The sequence below is a fragment of the Atribacter laminatus genome, from assembly GCF_015775515.1.
GTDB lineage: Bacteria > Atribacterota > Atribacteria > Atribacterales > Atribacteraceae > Atribacter > Atribacter laminatus.
The window spans coordinates 2,922,512-2,939,236 of sequence record NZ_CP065383.1; the positions used below are offsets into that span (position 1 = coordinate 2,922,512).

Annotated in this window: 17 protein-coding genes; 3 read left to right on the top strand and 14 right to left on the bottom strand. The window is 39.8% G+C overall.

The genetic code is table 11. The annotated features are described in order from the left end of the window. From surE to RT761_RS13245, 11 genes are all read right to left on the bottom strand, one after another. Positions 1-774 carry a 5'/3'-nucleotidase SurE gene (gene surE, locus RT761_RS13200; protein WP_218111885.1) on the bottom strand — a complete coding sequence of 258 codons (774 nt, stop codon included), beginning with the start codon at positions 772-774 and terminating at the stop codon, positions 1-3. Beyond that, positions 775-2,166 (bottom strand): NAD(P)/FAD-dependent oxidoreductase, encoded by a 1,392-nt coding sequence (locus RT761_RS13205; protein ID WP_218111886.1) that lies wholly within the window; start codon positions 2,164-2,166, stop codon positions 775-777. Further along, positions 2,150-3,103, bottom strand: coding sequence for a Gfo/Idh/MocA family protein (locus RT761_RS13210; RefSeq protein ID WP_218111887.1), 954 nt, complete (start codon positions 3,101-3,103; stop codon positions 2,150-2,152). Before RT761_RS13210 ends, RT761_RS13205 begins: the two co-directional genes overlap by 17 nt. Next, complete coding sequence (locus RT761_RS13215) at positions 3,100-4,206, bottom strand: DegT/DnrJ/EryC1/StrS family aminotransferase (RefSeq protein WP_218111888.1); 1,107 nt, start codon at positions 4,204-4,206, stop codon at positions 3,100-3,102. Before RT761_RS13215 ends, RT761_RS13210 begins: the two co-directional genes overlap by 4 nt. A gap of 608 nt (positions 4,207-4,814) precedes the next feature. Then, positions 4,815-5,048 (bottom strand): GIY-YIG nuclease family protein, encoded by a 234-nt coding sequence (locus tag RT761_RS14330; RefSeq protein WP_343073795.1) that lies wholly within the window; start codon positions 5,046-5,048, stop codon positions 4,815-4,817. Positions 5,049-5,426: 378 nt separating this feature from the next. Further along, complete coding sequence (aroC, locus tag RT761_RS13220; RefSeq protein ID WP_246465153.1) at positions 5,427-6,611, bottom strand: chorismate synthase; 1,185 nt, start codon at positions 6,609-6,611, stop codon at positions 5,427-5,429. Next, positions 6,598-6,942, bottom strand: coding sequence for a prephenate dehydrogenase dimerization domain-containing protein (locus RT761_RS14215; protein WP_218111889.1), 345 nt, complete (start codon positions 6,940-6,942; stop codon positions 6,598-6,600). Before RT761_RS14215 ends, aroC begins: the two co-directional genes overlap by 14 nt. Further along, complete coding sequence (locus RT761_RS14220; RefSeq protein ID WP_218111890.1) at positions 6,939-7,454, bottom strand: prephenate dehydrogenase/arogenate dehydrogenase family protein; 516 nt, start codon at positions 7,452-7,454, stop codon at positions 6,939-6,941. Before RT761_RS14220 ends, RT761_RS14215 begins: the two co-directional genes overlap by 4 nt. Before the next feature lies 1 nt (position 7,455). Beyond that, on the bottom strand, positions 7,456-8,472 hold the full coding sequence (gene aroF, locus RT761_RS13235; RefSeq protein WP_218111891.1) for a 3-deoxy-7-phosphoheptulonate synthase: 1,017 nt from the start codon (positions 8,470-8,472) through the stop codon (positions 7,456-7,458). After that, complete coding sequence (gene rlmN, locus RT761_RS13240; protein WP_218111892.1) at positions 8,469-9,512, bottom strand: dual-specificity RNA methyltransferase RlmN; 1,044 nt, start codon at positions 9,510-9,512, stop codon at positions 8,469-8,471. Before rlmN ends, aroF begins: the two co-directional genes overlap by 4 nt. After that, the gene (locus RT761_RS13245) at positions 9,494-10,018 is read right to left on the bottom strand and encodes an ECF transporter S component (protein ID WP_218111893.1); all 525 of its coding nucleotides are present in this window, start codon (positions 10,016-10,018) and stop codon (positions 9,494-9,496) included. Before RT761_RS13245 ends, rlmN begins: the two co-directional genes overlap by 19 nt. A gap of 797 nt (positions 10,019-10,815) precedes the next feature. Between RT761_RS13245 and RT761_RS13250 the strand changes: the two genes are divergently transcribed. Next, positions 10,816-11,175 (top strand): TraR/DksA family transcriptional regulator, encoded by a 360-nt coding sequence (locus RT761_RS13250; RefSeq protein ID WP_218111894.1) that lies wholly within the window; start codon positions 10,816-10,818, stop codon positions 11,173-11,175. Positions 11,176-11,226: 51 nt separating this feature from the next. On the opposite strand, the gene speD is transcribed toward RT761_RS13250, so the two are convergent. After that, a complete protein-coding gene (gene speD, locus RT761_RS13255; protein ID WP_218111895.1) occupies positions 11,227-11,676 on the bottom strand; it encodes an adenosylmethionine decarboxylase in 450 nt (149 codons plus the stop codon). A gap of 1,015 nt (positions 11,677-12,691) precedes the next feature. Here speD and RT761_RS13260 point away from each other — a divergent pair. Both RT761_RS13260 and RT761_RS13265 read left to right on the top strand, forming a co-directional pair. After that, entirely contained in the window at positions 12,692-14,146 is a 1,455-nt protein-coding gene (locus tag RT761_RS13260; RefSeq protein WP_218111896.1) for an IS4 family transposase, read from the top strand. Between the two features lie 51 nt (positions 14,147-14,197). Further along, the gene (locus tag RT761_RS13265; RefSeq protein WP_218111897.1) at positions 14,198-14,779 is read left to right on the top strand and encodes a hypothetical protein; all 582 of its coding nucleotides are present in this window, start codon (positions 14,198-14,200) and stop codon (positions 14,777-14,779) included. Between the two features lie 183 nt (positions 14,780-14,962). On the opposite strand, the gene RT761_RS13270 is transcribed toward RT761_RS13265, so the two are convergent. Next, positions 14,963-15,226 (bottom strand): type II toxin-antitoxin system RelE family toxin, encoded by a 264-nt coding sequence (locus RT761_RS13270; protein ID WP_218111898.1) that lies wholly within the window; start codon positions 15,224-15,226, stop codon positions 14,963-14,965. Then, positions 15,223-15,432: a type II toxin-antitoxin system RelB family antitoxin gene (gene relB / locus RT761_RS13275; RefSeq protein ID WP_218111899.1), complete on the bottom strand. Its 210-nt coding sequence runs from the start codon at positions 15,430-15,432 to the stop codon at positions 15,223-15,225. Before relB ends, RT761_RS13270 begins: the two co-directional genes overlap by 4 nt. Positions 15,433-16,725 lie beyond the last annotated feature (1,293 nt).

Here is a 16,725-nt window from a genome sequence, read left to right on the forward strand (position 1 = left end):
TCAACTATTCTTCCCCGATAATACTTCTACAAGTTCGTTTTTTATCAACCAGTCAGTCAGATTCGGTCGAAGGGGGGTAATTGACACTTCCGAATTCACCACTGACCAATAATCCGAACTACTTTGGTATTCTACCTGGCGTTTTTCTTCAATAAAAACATATTCTTGGAATTCATCATTCTGAGTGGTTTTTTGAACTTTAGTAAAATAAAATCGATCGGCAAGCTCGGTAATCTTCCATCCGTTCAGTTCTCTCGAATGAGCCACATCAGGTATATTCACGTTGAGTACCAAATTTTTTTGCCGAGAAAGAGTTTCTTCAAAATGGAGAAAAATATCGAGAGCAGTTTCTGCTGCAACCTCATAATTCAATTTTTCCTGTATTGATAGTGAAACCGCCATGGCTGGTATTCCCGACATAGCTGCTTCCATCGCTGCTCCAACCGTTCCTGAATAAAAAACGTCAAAACCCAGATTGGGTCCCCTATTGATACCGGATATAACAAAGTGGACTGGAGCTTTAGAAAACAAATTGAGACCCAATATTACTGTGTCGGCTGGTGTCCCATCAACTGCTAAACCGCTTATTCCATCGACTTGAACTTCCTTCACTTTTAATGTCTGTCGTGAAGTTATGCTGTGACTCGAACAACTTCGCTCTTCGAGAGGAGCAACTAATATTATATTGGCTATCGGCTTAAAAGCTCGAACCAAAGCTCGAATTCCATCACTTTGATAGCCATCATCATTGGTAATGAGTAGGTTTCTTTTCATTTATATTTGACCTCCAATCCGGTGTTGGATTTCTCTGGCTACGATTACACCTGATGTGGACGCCTGAATCAAACCTCTGGTTACTCCAGCTCCATCTCCAGCCATGAATAGATTCTCGATATCACTTTCTAAATATTCATTGAGTTTCACCCGTGATGAATAGAACTTTACTTCTAACCCATAAAGAAGATTATGAGGAGAACTGATTCCTGGAATAAACTTATCCATTGCTGAAATAATCTCTAATACATCTTGCAAAAACCGATAAGGAAGAACAAAGCTCAAGTCTCCAGGACTGGCACCGTTGAGCGTAGGCTTTAAAACTGATTTGTTGATACGTTCCGGAGTAGATCTTCTTCCCAATTGTAAATCCTTTAGTCTTTGTATAATAACACCACCACTGAGCATATTCGCCAAACGAGCCACATAGCGACCGTATTCGATTGGTTCTTTAAAGGGTTCAGTAAAATGAGTACTTACCAGGATGGCAAAATTAGTATTGTTGGTTTTTCGATTTTCATAACTATGACCATTAACGGTAATAATCCCATCGTTATATTCGCTGACCACTTCACCGTGGGGGCACATACAAAAAGTTCTCACTCGATCGTCAAAGGTATGGGAATAATAGATGAGTTTTAATTCGTATAAAATTTTCGTGTATTCTTCCATAATTGAAGCTGGTACTTCCATCCTGACGCCTAAGTCTACTGGATTATTGACCAAGTCCAGCTTTAACTTTAATGCTTCTCTTCGTAACCAATCGGCTCCAACCCGACCAGGCGCAACGATCAAGTAGCGACTTTTAATTACATCACCACTTTTCAGTTGAACACCAACTGCTCGATGGTTTTCGGTTAAGATTTCAGCAGCTTCAGTACGAGTGAGGATAGTAATCTTCTCTTTCAAATGATTTTTTATGCGAGTTAATATTCCTCGGCAGCTGTCAGTTCCCAAATGTCTCACTCGTGATGGAAGTAATATAAGTTCAGCCATTTCCGCTTTTTTCCGGAATTCTTCTACCTTTTCTCCATCATCTCCGTAAACCCGTGGGGTTGCTCCATAGCGAAGGTAAATATTATCAACATACTGAAGAAGCTGCTCTAAATCGTCCGGTTTTAAATAAGAGGTTAATTGACCACCAACGTCATGGGAAAAAGTCAGTTTTCCATCGCTGAATGCCCCTGCTCCCCCCCAACCACAGAGCAAAGAACAAGGCTGACATTTTTGGCAGATATTTTTCTTTTCCCGGGCAGGACATCTTCGCTGCTCAATGTCTCCGCCTCGATCAATTATGAGGACATCAAGATCAGTTTTGTCGGCAAGCTCCAATGCGGCAAAAATTCCCGCTGGTCCTCCTCCGATTATGATAACATCATAGGTATTTTTCATTCACAAGCCCCTGATTCTTTTTTATTTCTTCAAGTATTTTTAATGCTACTTCGAGTGCATTCTTCCCTTCCTCTAAACCGACCAGTGGTCTTTCTCCATTTTTCACACAGCGGGTAAAGTGTTCCAATTCAAACCGAAGCGGCTCCCCTTTTTGCATCATTGGTTTCTCCATGAGGATGGGGGGAACTGCCGTGATTGTCTTCTTGTAAACCGCTAACTCTTGTTCTAAATAATCGATGGAAATAAAGGCATCGACCTCGGTGATTTCCATGCGGCGTATTTTTTTCCGGGTGATTCGGCTAGCGGTGAGATTGGCGATACAACCATTTTCAAAAAGTATCTGTGCGTTAGCGATATCTTCTTGACGGGAAAATACTGGATACCCAAAAGCACTGATTTTCATTACTTTACTTTTAACAATACTCGTTACAATATCGATATCATGAATCATCAAATCGAGTACAACTCCCACATCGGTATTCCGGTTGGTATAGGGTCCCATTCGATAACAATCGATAAAGACTGGCCGATCAATTATTTTTGATAGTTCCATGACTGCGGTGTTAAACCGCTCAATGTGACCTACTTGGAGAATCACTTTCTTTTTATTTGCCATCTCCATCAATTCTCGAGCTTCTTCAAGAGTCGTCGTTACTGGTTTTTCTATGAGTATATTAACCCCTTCCTCGATAAAGTGTCCGGCAATCAAACGATGGAGCACGGTTGGAACGACAATGCTTACAGCATCAATTTTTCCAAACAATTCACGATAATCGTAATAGGGAGTTGTTGAGTAACGCTGGGCAATTTCTCTTGCTCTTTCCTGATTTATATCAACCACACCTACAAGGGTAGTATCTGGTATTTCAGAATAAATTCGGGCATGATGTTGTCCAAGATAACCAACCCCAACCACTCCAACTTTTACCGAACTCAATTGAAACCCCCCTGGCAAAATAATTTGATTAAATCAACCACGTGTTCCAGCTCCTCTTTTTTTAGAAGTGGATGAACCGGAATTGAAAAAACCTCTCGAGAACAAGCGTCAGCCATGGGATAATTACCGTTTCCGACTATTTTATGGATAAATTTTTGTTGGTGGAGAGGAACAGGATAATAGATTCCATATCCAATTTCTTTCTGGTCAAAAAAACGTGCCAAATCATCTCGGTGATGTTTTAATTTTATAGTATATTGATGGAAAACCGGGAGTACATAATCAGGCACTACTGGTGTTTCAATTTCTGGAAGTGATGATAATTCACGATTATAAAAAATGGCGTTTTCTCTTCGTTTTTGGTTAGAATCATCCAATTTTCTTAACTGCACGCGTCCGATGGCGGCGGCAATATCGGTCATCCGAAAATTATAACCTAAAAATTCATGGTAATATCTCTTTTTACTCCCGTGATTAATCAGCATTCGACACTTTTTTCCAAACTCTTCATCATTGGTTAAAATCATACCACCTTCGCCAGTGGTCATGTTCTTAGTAGGGTAGAAGCTAAATGCTGAGGCCCTTCCAAAAGAGCCGACTTTTTTTCCACGATACTCGGCGCCATGAGCTTGTGCGCAATCTTCAATAACCGGAATACCGTATTGATCGGCAAGCGCTATAATTTCTTCCATCGGACAAGGTAAGCCATAAAGATGAACGATGAGTATGGCTTTGATTGAGTTTCTATCTTTTTTTAGAACTCTTTCCAAAGCGTTGGGATCAATATTAAAAGTTTGGGGATTAATATCACAAAAAGTTGGAATTGCACCACAGTGCATTATCGAAGACGCAGTCGCAACAAAAGTAAAGGGTGTTGTTATTACTATATCATTTGGAGAAATCCCCAACGCTTTTAAGGCAATAAACAACGCTGCAGTCCCACTGCTTGTGGCTATCGCTTGTGATACTCCAATATACTTTCCAAATTCTTCTTCAAATTGAGCAACTCTCTTTCCCTGGGCTAAAAATCCTGAATTGAGAACGTCTTGAACCGCATTTTTTTCTTCTTCATCAAGATTGGGTTTGCTGATCGGTATTTTCATTTTCGATTATCAACCTCATTTTTTATAAAAACGATAAAAAGCATCGATTAAAAACGTAATATATTATAAACCCGTCATTCTGAAGAACGTATTCTGCGACGTGAGAATCTCATTCTAGCGAATCCATCAAAAATGTCGATAAAAAATAAATGCACGCTCTCCGTCACATCGTAACGCCCCCCCCAAGGAGGGGAATTCATTTTGATGAAAACTATAAACTCGACATGCCATGGCATGTCACTACATTAAACGGCGCAATTCATTGTCGCTCCAACATTAATTAATTGTATTTTAATATGGTTTGTTTTATCAAACCACTCTTATTCTCGTCTTTGCGAGGAGCACAGCGACGTGGCAATCTCATCCTTCCCAATTCCGCAGTTCCACGATTCTCCGATTCCACAATTTTTAAAAAATGAGATCCTCGCGGCTTCTGAATACGAAGCCTCAGGATGACGAATATTTTTAAATCTTTTAATGTGGTTTGCTTTAACAAACCACTCTATTCTCCGTCATTGCGAGGAGCGTCCTATACGACGTGGCAATCTCTAATTGGATAGCTTTTTTATATAAATCATACAAATACGAATTAAAAGCATGAATGAGTTCTATCTTCTCGCTCCGCGAACAAGATTTGATTTATTTTCTCGATTGATCAAAATTTTAATATCATCATATATTTCGTAATAGACTAATTTACTAAGGTTATATCTCCTGGTAAAACCATCAATGACTTTATTTTTATGTTCCCATACTCTTTTTATTAGATTGCTGGTGATACTAAAGTATAAGATTCTATTCCAACGGTCACTCTTGATATAAATATATGATTCCTTTCCTATTCTTTATCCTTAAAGCTTCTCATCATGAGATTGCCACGTCGCTGCGCTCCTCGCAATGACGATATTTAATGAGACAGCATATCAATTGTAGACGATGAAAATGACTTTATGCCGGTCAATCTCCCTATATCCAAAGAGAGAGGTCTCTTTTATAGTTTTTTTTAATCTTTTCATTCGTTACTTATTAGTGTACTTACAAGATTAAACCAAAACATGAAAAAATTAGATCCTCGCTGCTTCATAATTCAAAGCTTCAAGATGATGACATATTTTAATTCTTTGGTAAGGGCAAGATGATATCCAAAATACTATACCAAAAAAACCTTCATATTTAAAAGATGGTTCCTAAAGAAAAACAGTTGAATAGGATACAATATTCTATTTGGTTTTTTTCGTAGAAAAATCCTTTAAATACTCCAAATAATTCCTAAAATTCCCTTTCACTTCGTTCATACTATCGCCACCAAATTTTTCCCGGACTGCTGAGGCTATAACCCAAGCCATCATTGCTTCGCCCACTACCAATCCACGAGGAACAGCACAAACATCCGATCGTTCGTACCGTGATACTACATCGGACTTTTCAGCAATATCAACCGATGGCAATCCTTTTTGTAAGGTTGGTATGGGCTTCATGGCACATCTAACTATAATTGGTTCGCCAGTAGAAACTCCTCCTTCTATTCCTCCTGCCCGATTGGTAGAACGAAAAAAGGAAAAGGGTTTTCGATCTTGATTAAAGTAAATTGCGTCATGAGCTTCACTCCCAAAAAGTTGGGCTGACAAAAAGCCATTCCCAATTTCAACACCTTTCACCGATGGAATGCTCATCAATCCTCCCGCCAATTGAGCATCGAGCTTTCTAAAAGCTGAGGTATAATCACCTATTCCGGGAATCATTCCAAAGGCTACCACAACAAATGTTCCACCTAAAGAATCACCTTTTTCCCGGGCTTCATCAATAGCCTCCATCATTTTCTTGGTAGCTTGTAGGTCAAAGGTCGCAAGTTCGGATTCATGAGCTGCTTTGATTTTTTCCTCAAGATTTATTTCGCCCTCAGCGATAATTCCTCCAATGCTTTCCACATAACCTCCAACTCCTATACCAAGCTGATTCAAAAACATCTTGGCAAAACTTCCGGCTACACAACGACCAACCGTTTCCCGGGCACTCGCTCGTTCGATAACATTTCTAATGTCGGTAAACTGATATTTAACCGTTCCAGCCAAATCAGCATGGCCTGGTCGCGGAACAACCACTTCACGATAATCAGAAGGAGGAGCACCAAGGGGATCCATCTGCAACTTCCAATTCACTGAATCCCGGTTTCTCACCAAGACAGAAATGGGCGATCCTAAGGTTTCTTTCCACCGTACTCCACCCAAAAATTCAACAGTGTCTTTTTCCATTTTCATTCTTGGACCTGAACCATAGCCTTTTTGGCGACGAACTAACTCGTTTTGTATAAAATCAATATCAACCCGAAGATGAGAAGGGAATCCACTAATTAGGGTAGTGATTCCCGTACCATGAGACTCTCCAGCAGTTTCATAATGAATCATAACCATCAATCCGTTCTTTCAGTTTTTTTACCTTGGTGAGAAATGCCTTCAACCCGTCCACATCTCCACTTTTGATGATTTCCTTCATGATTCGAATACCTTCTTCTAATTCATCAATAAACGATAAAATCTGAGCTTGATTGGTGAGAAAAATATCTAACCAAACCTCAGGAGAGGAACCAGCTATTCGAGTAAAGTCTCGAAATGATGATCCGGCTAATTGACTAAAACTATAATCCTTTTCATAAACCTGTGAGGCATATACATTGGCTATAACATGCGGCAGGTGACTCACCAAAGCACAAATACGATCATGTTCTTGAGCGGTCAAAAAAAAACCTGGCTCTCCAAACATTTTGCAATCTCTTCAATTAAATCTTTTTCTCCATCCTTGAAAGGCCGATAGGGAGTAACCAGAAGCGGTCTCCCCTTGAAAAGCCGTTGTTGGGCAAAACGTGCTCCACCATCAGCCCCACCACCCATAGGGTGAAAACCACAATAGAGATTTTTATCGGGAGCTGGAATCAAGTGGTTAAAAACCCACTGCCGAGTGCTCCCCAGATCGAAAACCATTGCTTGAGGTAATAAATAAGAATGAATATCTGAATAAATCTTTGGAATGACTCGAACTGGCGTGGCAATAAAAACTAAATCTGATCCTTTTACAGCCAGTTGTGGTGATTCAGCTATGCGATCAACTATGCCTTTTTGGAAGCAAAATCTATTAGTTTCCTCATCGATATCATAACCGGTAATAGAGATTTTTTTTGTCCATTGCGACAGGTCACACGCCAATGAGGAACCCATCAAACCCAAACCGATGATCGCAATTGAATAAGTCATATTACATAGCCCTTCCTTTTAAACCAGCAATTTTTTTAAGCTCTGCCATCATTGATGAAAATTGAGCAGGGTCCTGTGATTGAGGACCATCGGAAAGTGCCTCGATTGGATTAGGATGAACCTCAATAAGCAAGCCGTCGGCTCCGGCAGCAAGAGCGGCAAAACTCATTGCCGGGACCAACTCGGAACGACCAGTTCCATGGCTGGGATCAACTACAATAGGTAGGTGGCTTTGTTTCTTAACCAAAGGGACGCAGCTTAAGTCCAGGGTATTCCTGGTAGCCGATTCGAAGGTTCTGATTCCTCTCTCACATAAAACTACGTTATAGTTACCTTGAGAAAGAATGTATTCAGCTGACATAAGGAGCTCGTCAACCGTGCTCATCATGCCCCGCTTTAATAAGATTGGTTTTCGTAACCTTCCGGCCGCTTCTAACAATCGAAAGTTTTGCATGTTCCTTGCCCCGATTTGAATCATATCAGCGTATTCATTGACTAAGGGAAGTTCTTCTATACCTAAAGCTTCAGTCACTATCGGCATTCCAGTTTCCTCTCGGGCTTTGGCTAAAATTTTTAGACCTTTTTCTCCTAAACCCTGAAAACTATAAGGAGATGTCCGCGGCTTAAAAGCTCCAGCCCGTAAAATCATTGCACCGGCTTCCTTTACACGATTAGCTGTTTCCATAAGTTGTTTTTCTGATTCAACCGCACAGGGACCGGCCATGACTACAAATTTACCCGGACCGATAGGAACCTTTCCCACTTCTATTACCGAATCTTCCAACCGAAATTCACGACTGGTCAGCTTATAAGGAGCAAGAATTGGAATAACTTTTTCAACGAAGGGAAGAACACCAATTTTTTCTTCTAAATTGACCTGGCGTTCATCACCAATAGCTCCAATAATAGTTCTCTCGGTTCCTTTGGATATATGGGCTCCAAAACCCAACTTCTTCAGCCGATCAACGATTTCATCGACTTCTTGTTGTGAGGTTCCATGCCGTAGAACAATAATCATTCAACCACACCTCTTTTATGATGCAATCCGTAAAGTTCACCACATGCTGCCCCTATGTCCTGACCGTGGGGTTCCCGAATGGTGACATTTATCTGGTTTTCTTCTAAAATTCTGGCAAAAGTCATGACCCTTGCCGGAGAAGATGGAACGAAATGACATTCTGCGATAGGATTGCCTGGGATGAGATTGACATGCACCAACAACCCTCGCAAAAGAGAAGCTAATTGAAAAGCATACTCCCGCTGATCATTGATATCGGTCCATAAAGAATACTCAATAGTCACTCGTCGATGTGTCATGGCAATATATTTCTCTACCGTTTTCATTATTTGAGAAATGGGATAGACGTCATTTATAGGAATCAGCTGCTTCCTTAATTCGTTTTTGGGGGCATGAAGTGAGACCGCTAGATTAACCTGAGGCCAATCCTGGGCCAATCTGATAATTTTATCTGGTATCCCAATAGTCGATACGGTCATATGGCGAGAACCAATATTGAAACCATCGGGATGGTTAAATGTTTGAATCGCTTTGGATAGTTGTTCGTAGTTTAACAATGGCTCTCCCATCCCCATAAACACGATATTTTTAACAACTCTATTACTTTCAATCTGGGCTCTCCAAGCACTTTCAACAATTTCTTGGTAGGTCAGATTTCTGGTATAGCCGTTTTGTCCGGTAGCACAAAAGGAACAACCAACCGGACATCCTACTTGAGTTGAAAGACAGATAGTTGTGTGTTTGCGATGGGAAATGATCACAATTTCAATTCCATTTCCATCGGCGAGTCGCAATAAATACTTCATGCTTCCATCGGATGAAACCATTTTTGTTTCAATTCTTGTCTGACCAATATCAAACCTCTGGGATAATACCTGGCGAAAACCAAGAGGAAGATTTTTCATATCATCCCAGGTGGTTGCTTTAAGTTGGTATAACCAATGAGTGATTTGCTTTGATCGGTAACTGGGCTCACCCATCATTTCAAGAAAGGATAATAAGTCGCTTGGAAGCAAACCGATTATATTTGATTTTTCCATTCAATACATCCTTTTAGTTTTGATATTATTGGAAATCTTTTTCGAATGCTCCTTACTATAAAGAGAGAGAGGATAATTGCAACTACACATTGTATAACATCAACCGGTATTTCATAGATAAGCACCGGCCATCCAAAAAGGATTATTGTAGCAATTGCATATCCACCAATCATCAACAGTGAACCTATAAAAAGAGCAACGAGATCCTTTTTCCCCTCATGTCCTTGGCTGATCCAGCCAACAACTAAACCTTCAAATCCTTTTATCACCAATGAAAAAGGAATCCACACCGCCAGCCCAGCCTGCAAATCCGCTAAAGAGGAACCTATTGCTCCAGAAACAGCTCCGGCAATGGGACCGAAAAGGAGTGAAACAATAAATATTATTGTATCACCCAGATGAAAATACCATCGTATCGAAGGTATGGGAATCCGGATTAACGAAGCAATGAAAGTCAGAGCTATGCCTAGAGCACTCAAACAGAGTAAACAAATGCTTCTTTTCATAAAACTCTTACCAGGTCTTTTTTAATTTATATTGTACAATAAAGGGTTTTTAATTTAAATAACTGTTAATCTTTATTGTTTACTCTCTTGTATACTTGAGGGCATGATAAATCAAGCCCCAACAAAGAATTTTAAAAAAATTCTATCATCCTGAACGATGTTTCCCCGCTTGAGGGTCTCATTTGTCTCAGTAGGAGTCATACTGAGCCCTTGCCTATTAAGGGTGTGAGGATCTCATCCACTCAATCCGTCATTGCGAGACCTCGTTTTTTGAGGTCGTGGCAATCTCTTGAGCTTTCTCAGTCATCCTGAGCGGTGCTTTCCCGCGTGAGGATCTCATCTTTTTAAGTTTTTGTTTTTCTTAATTATTTTTAATAAATATAAAAGGTGGGATTCTCACATCACACAATACGTTCCTCAGAATGAAGAATTGGCTAAATGAGATTGCCACGTCGCACTGGACGCTCCTCGCAATGACGAGAATTAGAGTGGTTTGATAAAACAAACCACCATTAAAATGCTTTTTAAAAGTGTAGGGGCGACAATTTATTGCGCCCAATTAATGTAGCGACATGCCATGGCATGTCGTGTTTTGGGTTTTTGCTTCATTAATAATTAAAAAGATGGGATTCTCACGCCGGCTGGCAAAAAACGTCACTCTTCTCAGAATGACCCAGAAAATATCTCCCCCTCGCCCCCTCGGTCTTTTTCTCTTCGCTGTACTTTCCTTAATAAAATGGTAGAATGGACTATAAAAAGTCAGCACAGGTTTTTTTCTTGCGAAAGGAGGGAAAAAGGTGGATACGACCAAAATTCAGCATTATAAAAAGGCATTACTGAGCATCCAAACAAGGATTAATCAACTATTAACCAAAGAACAGAGCTTTCTTCGGGAATTCAATCCCTTAACCGAATCCCTCGATGAAGGCGATTTTAGCCAAGCAACTGTAGATCGAGAGATGGAGCTTCTCTCCCGTGATGCTCTTTTACAAATTTCCAAGTTAGTTGAATCAGCTTTAAAAAAAGTTGAAAGCGGAACCTATGGAATTTGCGAGAGATGTCAGCAGGAAATTCCTGAAGGCCGTTTAAAAGCCTTACCCTATACTCCTTACTGCGTCAGCTGCCAATCAATCATCGAAAAAAAGTACGAAAAATAAAAAACCGAGGATCAATCAAACGACCCCCGGTCTTTATATTTTTATCGCCAGTCAAGTACTTGCCATTCTCTCCAAGTTCTCTAGACGATCCTCATACACCATGGAAATACTTTCACCTAATTCCTTAGGATATTCAACTCCTCGATCTAAAATTTGCCGCTGAAAATCTGAGAGATGAAAATACTCAATCAAATACTGAGTTGCCTCTTCTGCATCAAAAGGCTTGCAGGAAAAAACATCAACACTCAGATAACCCTTCGCAGGGAAAGTATGGATACTAATATGACTTTCAGCGATTATGACAATACCTGAAAGACCGCTTTCTTGGGAAGTATCTCCCTGATAACGGAATACATAAGGCGGCATAATCTTCGTCATATGCATCCGATCTGGATACTCGTCCAAAAATGCCCGGACGCGATCCAGATCCTGGAGTAACGACGTGTCGCTGGTAAAACCATCCAACACAAGGTGAGTACCGGCTTCAAAGACCTTTTTCATTGGGTATCCCCCCTTTCTCATATTCGCGAGAATAAAATTGTCCCCCGCAAACCATCATTCCGACGGAGACAAAAAGAAATAGTCACAGTTTGTATGCCAAACCATGACTATTTCTCTATTCGATTCTCAAGATAAAATAATGACTGATGATTTTTTCTCATCAGGTGCTCCCACCCAGACTTTTTTGTCCAGAAAAACAAAATGGGTGCACTCACCCTCGGGGAAGGGGCCCTTCCCTCTGCGAGTGTTTTGGAGGGACTCCCATTAGGACATCAGATGACGTCCGTCTTTTTTGCCCTCAATTCCACCCCCATAAAAAATCATAACATTGCAATTATATACCCTCCCCCCCTGGTGTCAATAGGTTGTGGAAAAAGTTTTGAGCAACTCATTAGATGGTAGAAGATGGGAAGCATTGAGGATTTTAAAATAATCGACTTTCTCATTTTTCTATTCAGTAAACCCACGGGCTTAATCGAGCAAATCCCTACAGAGGAATTTTAACGTAGCGACGTGCCATGGCATGTCGAATTTAGATTTTCACCCTCATCCTTACCTTCTCCCATCAAGGGAGAAAAAACACAAAAATGTCATTGCGAGACCTCGTTTTTTGAGGTCGTGGCAATCTCTTGAGTCATCTTTATCATTCCTGAACCCTCTTTCCTTTTCTTCTTTTCTTCCTCTCTCCCCCTCAGCATTTGAGGGCGTGAGGATCTCATCAACCTAATTCGTCATTACGAGACCTCGTTTATTGAGGTCGTGGCAATCTCTTGAGTCTTCTCAGTCATCCTAAGCGGTGCTTTATCGCGTGAGGATCTCATCTTTTCATTATTTTATATTATTTCTTCTTCCTTTGGACAAAGGGTGAAGAAGAAAACCAATCATATCTTTTCCTGATACTCGAACCCACTGTGATTTTAAATATTTTTCGTTTCTTTTTTATTGCTATATATTAATTAACTCAACTTTCGCACTAAAATAAATGCTGAAAAACCTTGATTTTAAAGGGTTTTTAATGAAAACACCCCTCCTTTCTGGTAGAATTGACTTAAGGAAAAAAACCAATCACCACAAAGAGAGAGGTGTCTTCATGACTATCCTACCAGAAAATTTGAAAAATGAAAGGACCTTGTTACCCATGTTTTCCTCCTTTATGAAGGAGTTTAAAGTGAACCAACTGTTTCGAAAATGCCATATGAACAAAAAGAAAGGGTTCCCAGTCAAAGACGTCTTTCAGATGATCTTTCTCCTAGTCTTTACTCAGAAAAACGTTGCTGGTCTTCTCCAATCTCGACATCCCCTTTTCCAAGGAAAGAAAGACACTCTTTACCGTTTCCTCCACAAGACCAGTGGGAGCTGGCGAAAATTGCTCTTTCTTTTGAGTACCAAAGTAGTCTCTGAAGCGCTCCTTCCTTTTACCAGTTTGAAACGCTACACCTGGGTGGTGGATGATTCCCCCTATGAACGGCCTCGGAGCTTGAAAGTTGAAGGGCTCTCTCGATTCTATGATCACGCCCAAGGACGGTTCAGTCGGGGTTTCAGAATGCTCACTTTAGGACTCACCGATGGTGCTACATTCATTCCCTTTGCTTTTTCATTGTTAAGTTCTCACCAAAAAGAAAACCAGCTCTGTCCCATGGATGCCTCCATTGATGGGCGGAGCAAAAGAGCTCACCTTCGGAAAGAATCCCAAGAAAAAGCTCCAGATGTCTTCTTCAACCTCCTGGATGGAGCCTTGAAACACTGTCCTTTGGTCTCAACTATTCTCTTTGATAGTTGGTTCAGTTTTCCAGCCCTCATCCGCAAATGTGCTCTTCGCGGATTATCAGTGGTGTGCATGCTCAAAAACACCCCAAAAATTTACTATTCTTTTGGTGGAAAAGTTCTTTCTCTTTCCTCTCTTTTCACCAGAATTCAGAAAAGACCACACGGCAATATCATTGGATCGGGTGTCGTGAATCTCAATCTCACTGGGAAACCACTTTTAGCTCGGATTGTCTTTGTCCGAAGTGAAAAACAAAAATCTCAATGGTTGGCACTGCTTTCAACTGATCTGTCTCTTTCTGAAGACGAGATCGTCACCCTCTATGGGAAACGCTGGGATATCGAGGTTTTCTTCAAGATGGTGAAATCGGTCTTGAAACTCACTCGGGAATTTCAGGTTCGATCCTATGATGCTCTGGTATCCCATACCAGTATCGTCTTTATCCGCTATATCATGCTCGCGGTTATTGCCCGGAGAAACACCGATCCCCGAACCTTTGGCGAGCTTTTCTATGCCTGCTATGATGAAATTCAGGATATCACTCTTATGGAAGCACTCACTCTTCTTCTTGAGCTCCTGAAGACGACCATCAAACAGATTCTTGTCCTTTCAGAAGAAAAAGTCAAAGAGCTACTCATCTATTTTGTAAATAGTCTTCCAGCATGGTTGAGAGAAAAAGTGCTATTATTGAACTGCGAAAGTTGAGTTAATAATGAAAGATGTTATTTAGCTTTCATTTATCCAAGGAGGTGGATCATGAAGAAAATATCTGTACTTATTTTAGCGATTTGCGTTTTAGTGTTTTCTCTCTCTTCTCTGGTTTTTGCTCAAGAGGAGCAGGAACTTTTACAATCAGCCATGAATTCTATTGAAGCCAGCGACTTCATTTTGGCCCAAAAAACTCTTGATCAACTTCAATTCATCCTCTGGAATAAATCGCCTATGATAATTGAAAATGCAACCTTTACCGAGGGTGAGACTCATGCTTACGGTGTTTTTAATAAAAGAGTTTCCAACGTTTTTGGACTTGATGAAACTATCTACGTTTATGCTGAACCAAAATATTTCACTCTAACGAAACAAGATGAGCAGTATGTGATTTTTCTCATCCTGGATTTCAATCTTTACGATAAAGCGGGAAATTTGCTTATTAGCAGAGAGGCTTTTAGTCAATACCAATATTCTACCAAGAAAACAGTCAGAGAAATATTCGTAGATTTATATTTTAATCTTAAAATTGATCCTGGCGAATACCAGCTTGAAGTTGTTTTTCACGACCAATCTTCTGATAAAACCGCCAGTTTCAAGCTTCCTTTCCAGAAACAACAAAAATCCTAATTATCTTGTGGAAAAAACTTTTTAAAGATAATTTTTATTTTTTCCTCATAACTATTTTTTCAAGATGAACCCTCATAACAGGTTTTGACTCTAGATGAAGGTAAAAATACTTATTCTAAAACCGTCACGCGAGGAGGTCAACCATTTTTTGGTTGGACGTCGTGGCAATCTAATTCTTTATTTTCATTCATCATATACCTCATCCCTTTTCCCAACCTTTAATACCAATATAAGAAGATGATTTTCCTGAATTGTATAAATAACACGAAACTTTCCTATACGGTATCGAAAGAATCCCTTGAAATTGCCCTTGAGTGGCATACTAAGTTTTATTGGATCTCGAGCTAAATATTTTTCAACTTTACTTATGATTGATAATGCAATTTTTCGGTCAATTTTTTTTAAATCCTGAACCGCATCTTTATGCCACAGAATCTGGTAATTCATGATTCAATTTCTTTTTTAACTTCTTCGGTTGTATAGTAGTCACTTCCTGGTTGGGAAAACCTTTCAAGCACAACATAATAATCCTCAATATCTTCGAGATAACGAGTCAAAGCTTCCTTAACATAAAAGCTCTTGGATCGTTTTGTTGATTGAGCTAATATATCTAACTTTTTTTCAAGATCTTTAGGTAAACGAATAGATATCATTATGTCATCACCCTATATCATTGTAATACATCGATTACGTTAGTGCTACATTAATCGGTGGAAATAAATTGCCGCCTCTACATTTTTTGAAAAATCTTTAATGTGGTTTGTTTTATCAAACCACTCAGTTCTCCATCATTCAGAGTTCTTTCTCCCTTGATGGGAGAAGGTGAGGATGAGGGTGAAAGCCCAGGATGAGATCCTGGTTAGTTGTTTAATATGAATTACCAATAAAAAATCATTCCAGTATTTTTTTGATAAAACCCCATGCCACGTTGTGGTAACAGATGAGGATGAAAATAGTAATCTAAATCCGTCATTACGAGGAGGCCAACCGTTTTTTGGTTGGACGTCGTGGCAATCTCACCCACACTCTCCGTTATTCTGAGGAGTCCGGTATCTTTTATCGGACAACGTAAGAATCCCATTTTTTATTCATGTATAGTTCTAAAAGATAAAGGCACTCTCCCAGCCGCAAAGCAGCACGCCTCTAAGGAGGGGAATTATTGAATTCATTCCCCCATTGAGGGGGGATTCAGGGGGGTGTGCCTTTATCTTTTTTTTGTTTTATTACTATATATTCGTTCCTATATTTTCAAGATAGACCTCAATACCGCATAGCAGCATTAGAAGATGATAAAATATCTAAATATAACCGTCATTGCGAGGAGACTAAGCGTTCTTTGGTTAGTCGACGTGGCAATCTCTAATTGTATAATTTTTCATATAAATCATCCCAAAAGGGATCCGAAGCATTTATGAGAGCTATCTTTCTCCTCCATGGCTACGACTTGATTTGTTTTTCATGATTAATAGTAATTAGAATATCATCATATATTTCGTAATAGACTAATTTATTCAGGTTGTATCTCTTGGTAAAGCCATCAACGACTTTATTTTTATGTTCCCAGACTCTTTTTTATCAAATTACTGGTAATACCAACATATAGAACTTTATTCCAACGATTGCTCATGAAATAAACATATACCTGCTTTTCCATTGCTTAATTCTTTAAATATTTTATTAAGAGATTGCCACGACCTCAAAAAACCAGGTCTCGCAATGACGAAAAAAAGATATGGTTTTTGATAGGCAACATAGAAATCGATCGAATCCCTCTCACTCTCCCTTTGTCCAAAGGGAGAAATCAAAATAACGAGAATTTGGTTGAAATTGTATTTTCCGGATAGAGCTTCATGCTGCTTTGCGGCGCCAGATGAGGATAAAAACCAAGATTCGACATGCCATGGCATGTCGCTACATTAATTAAAAAATGGGTACAATACATTGTA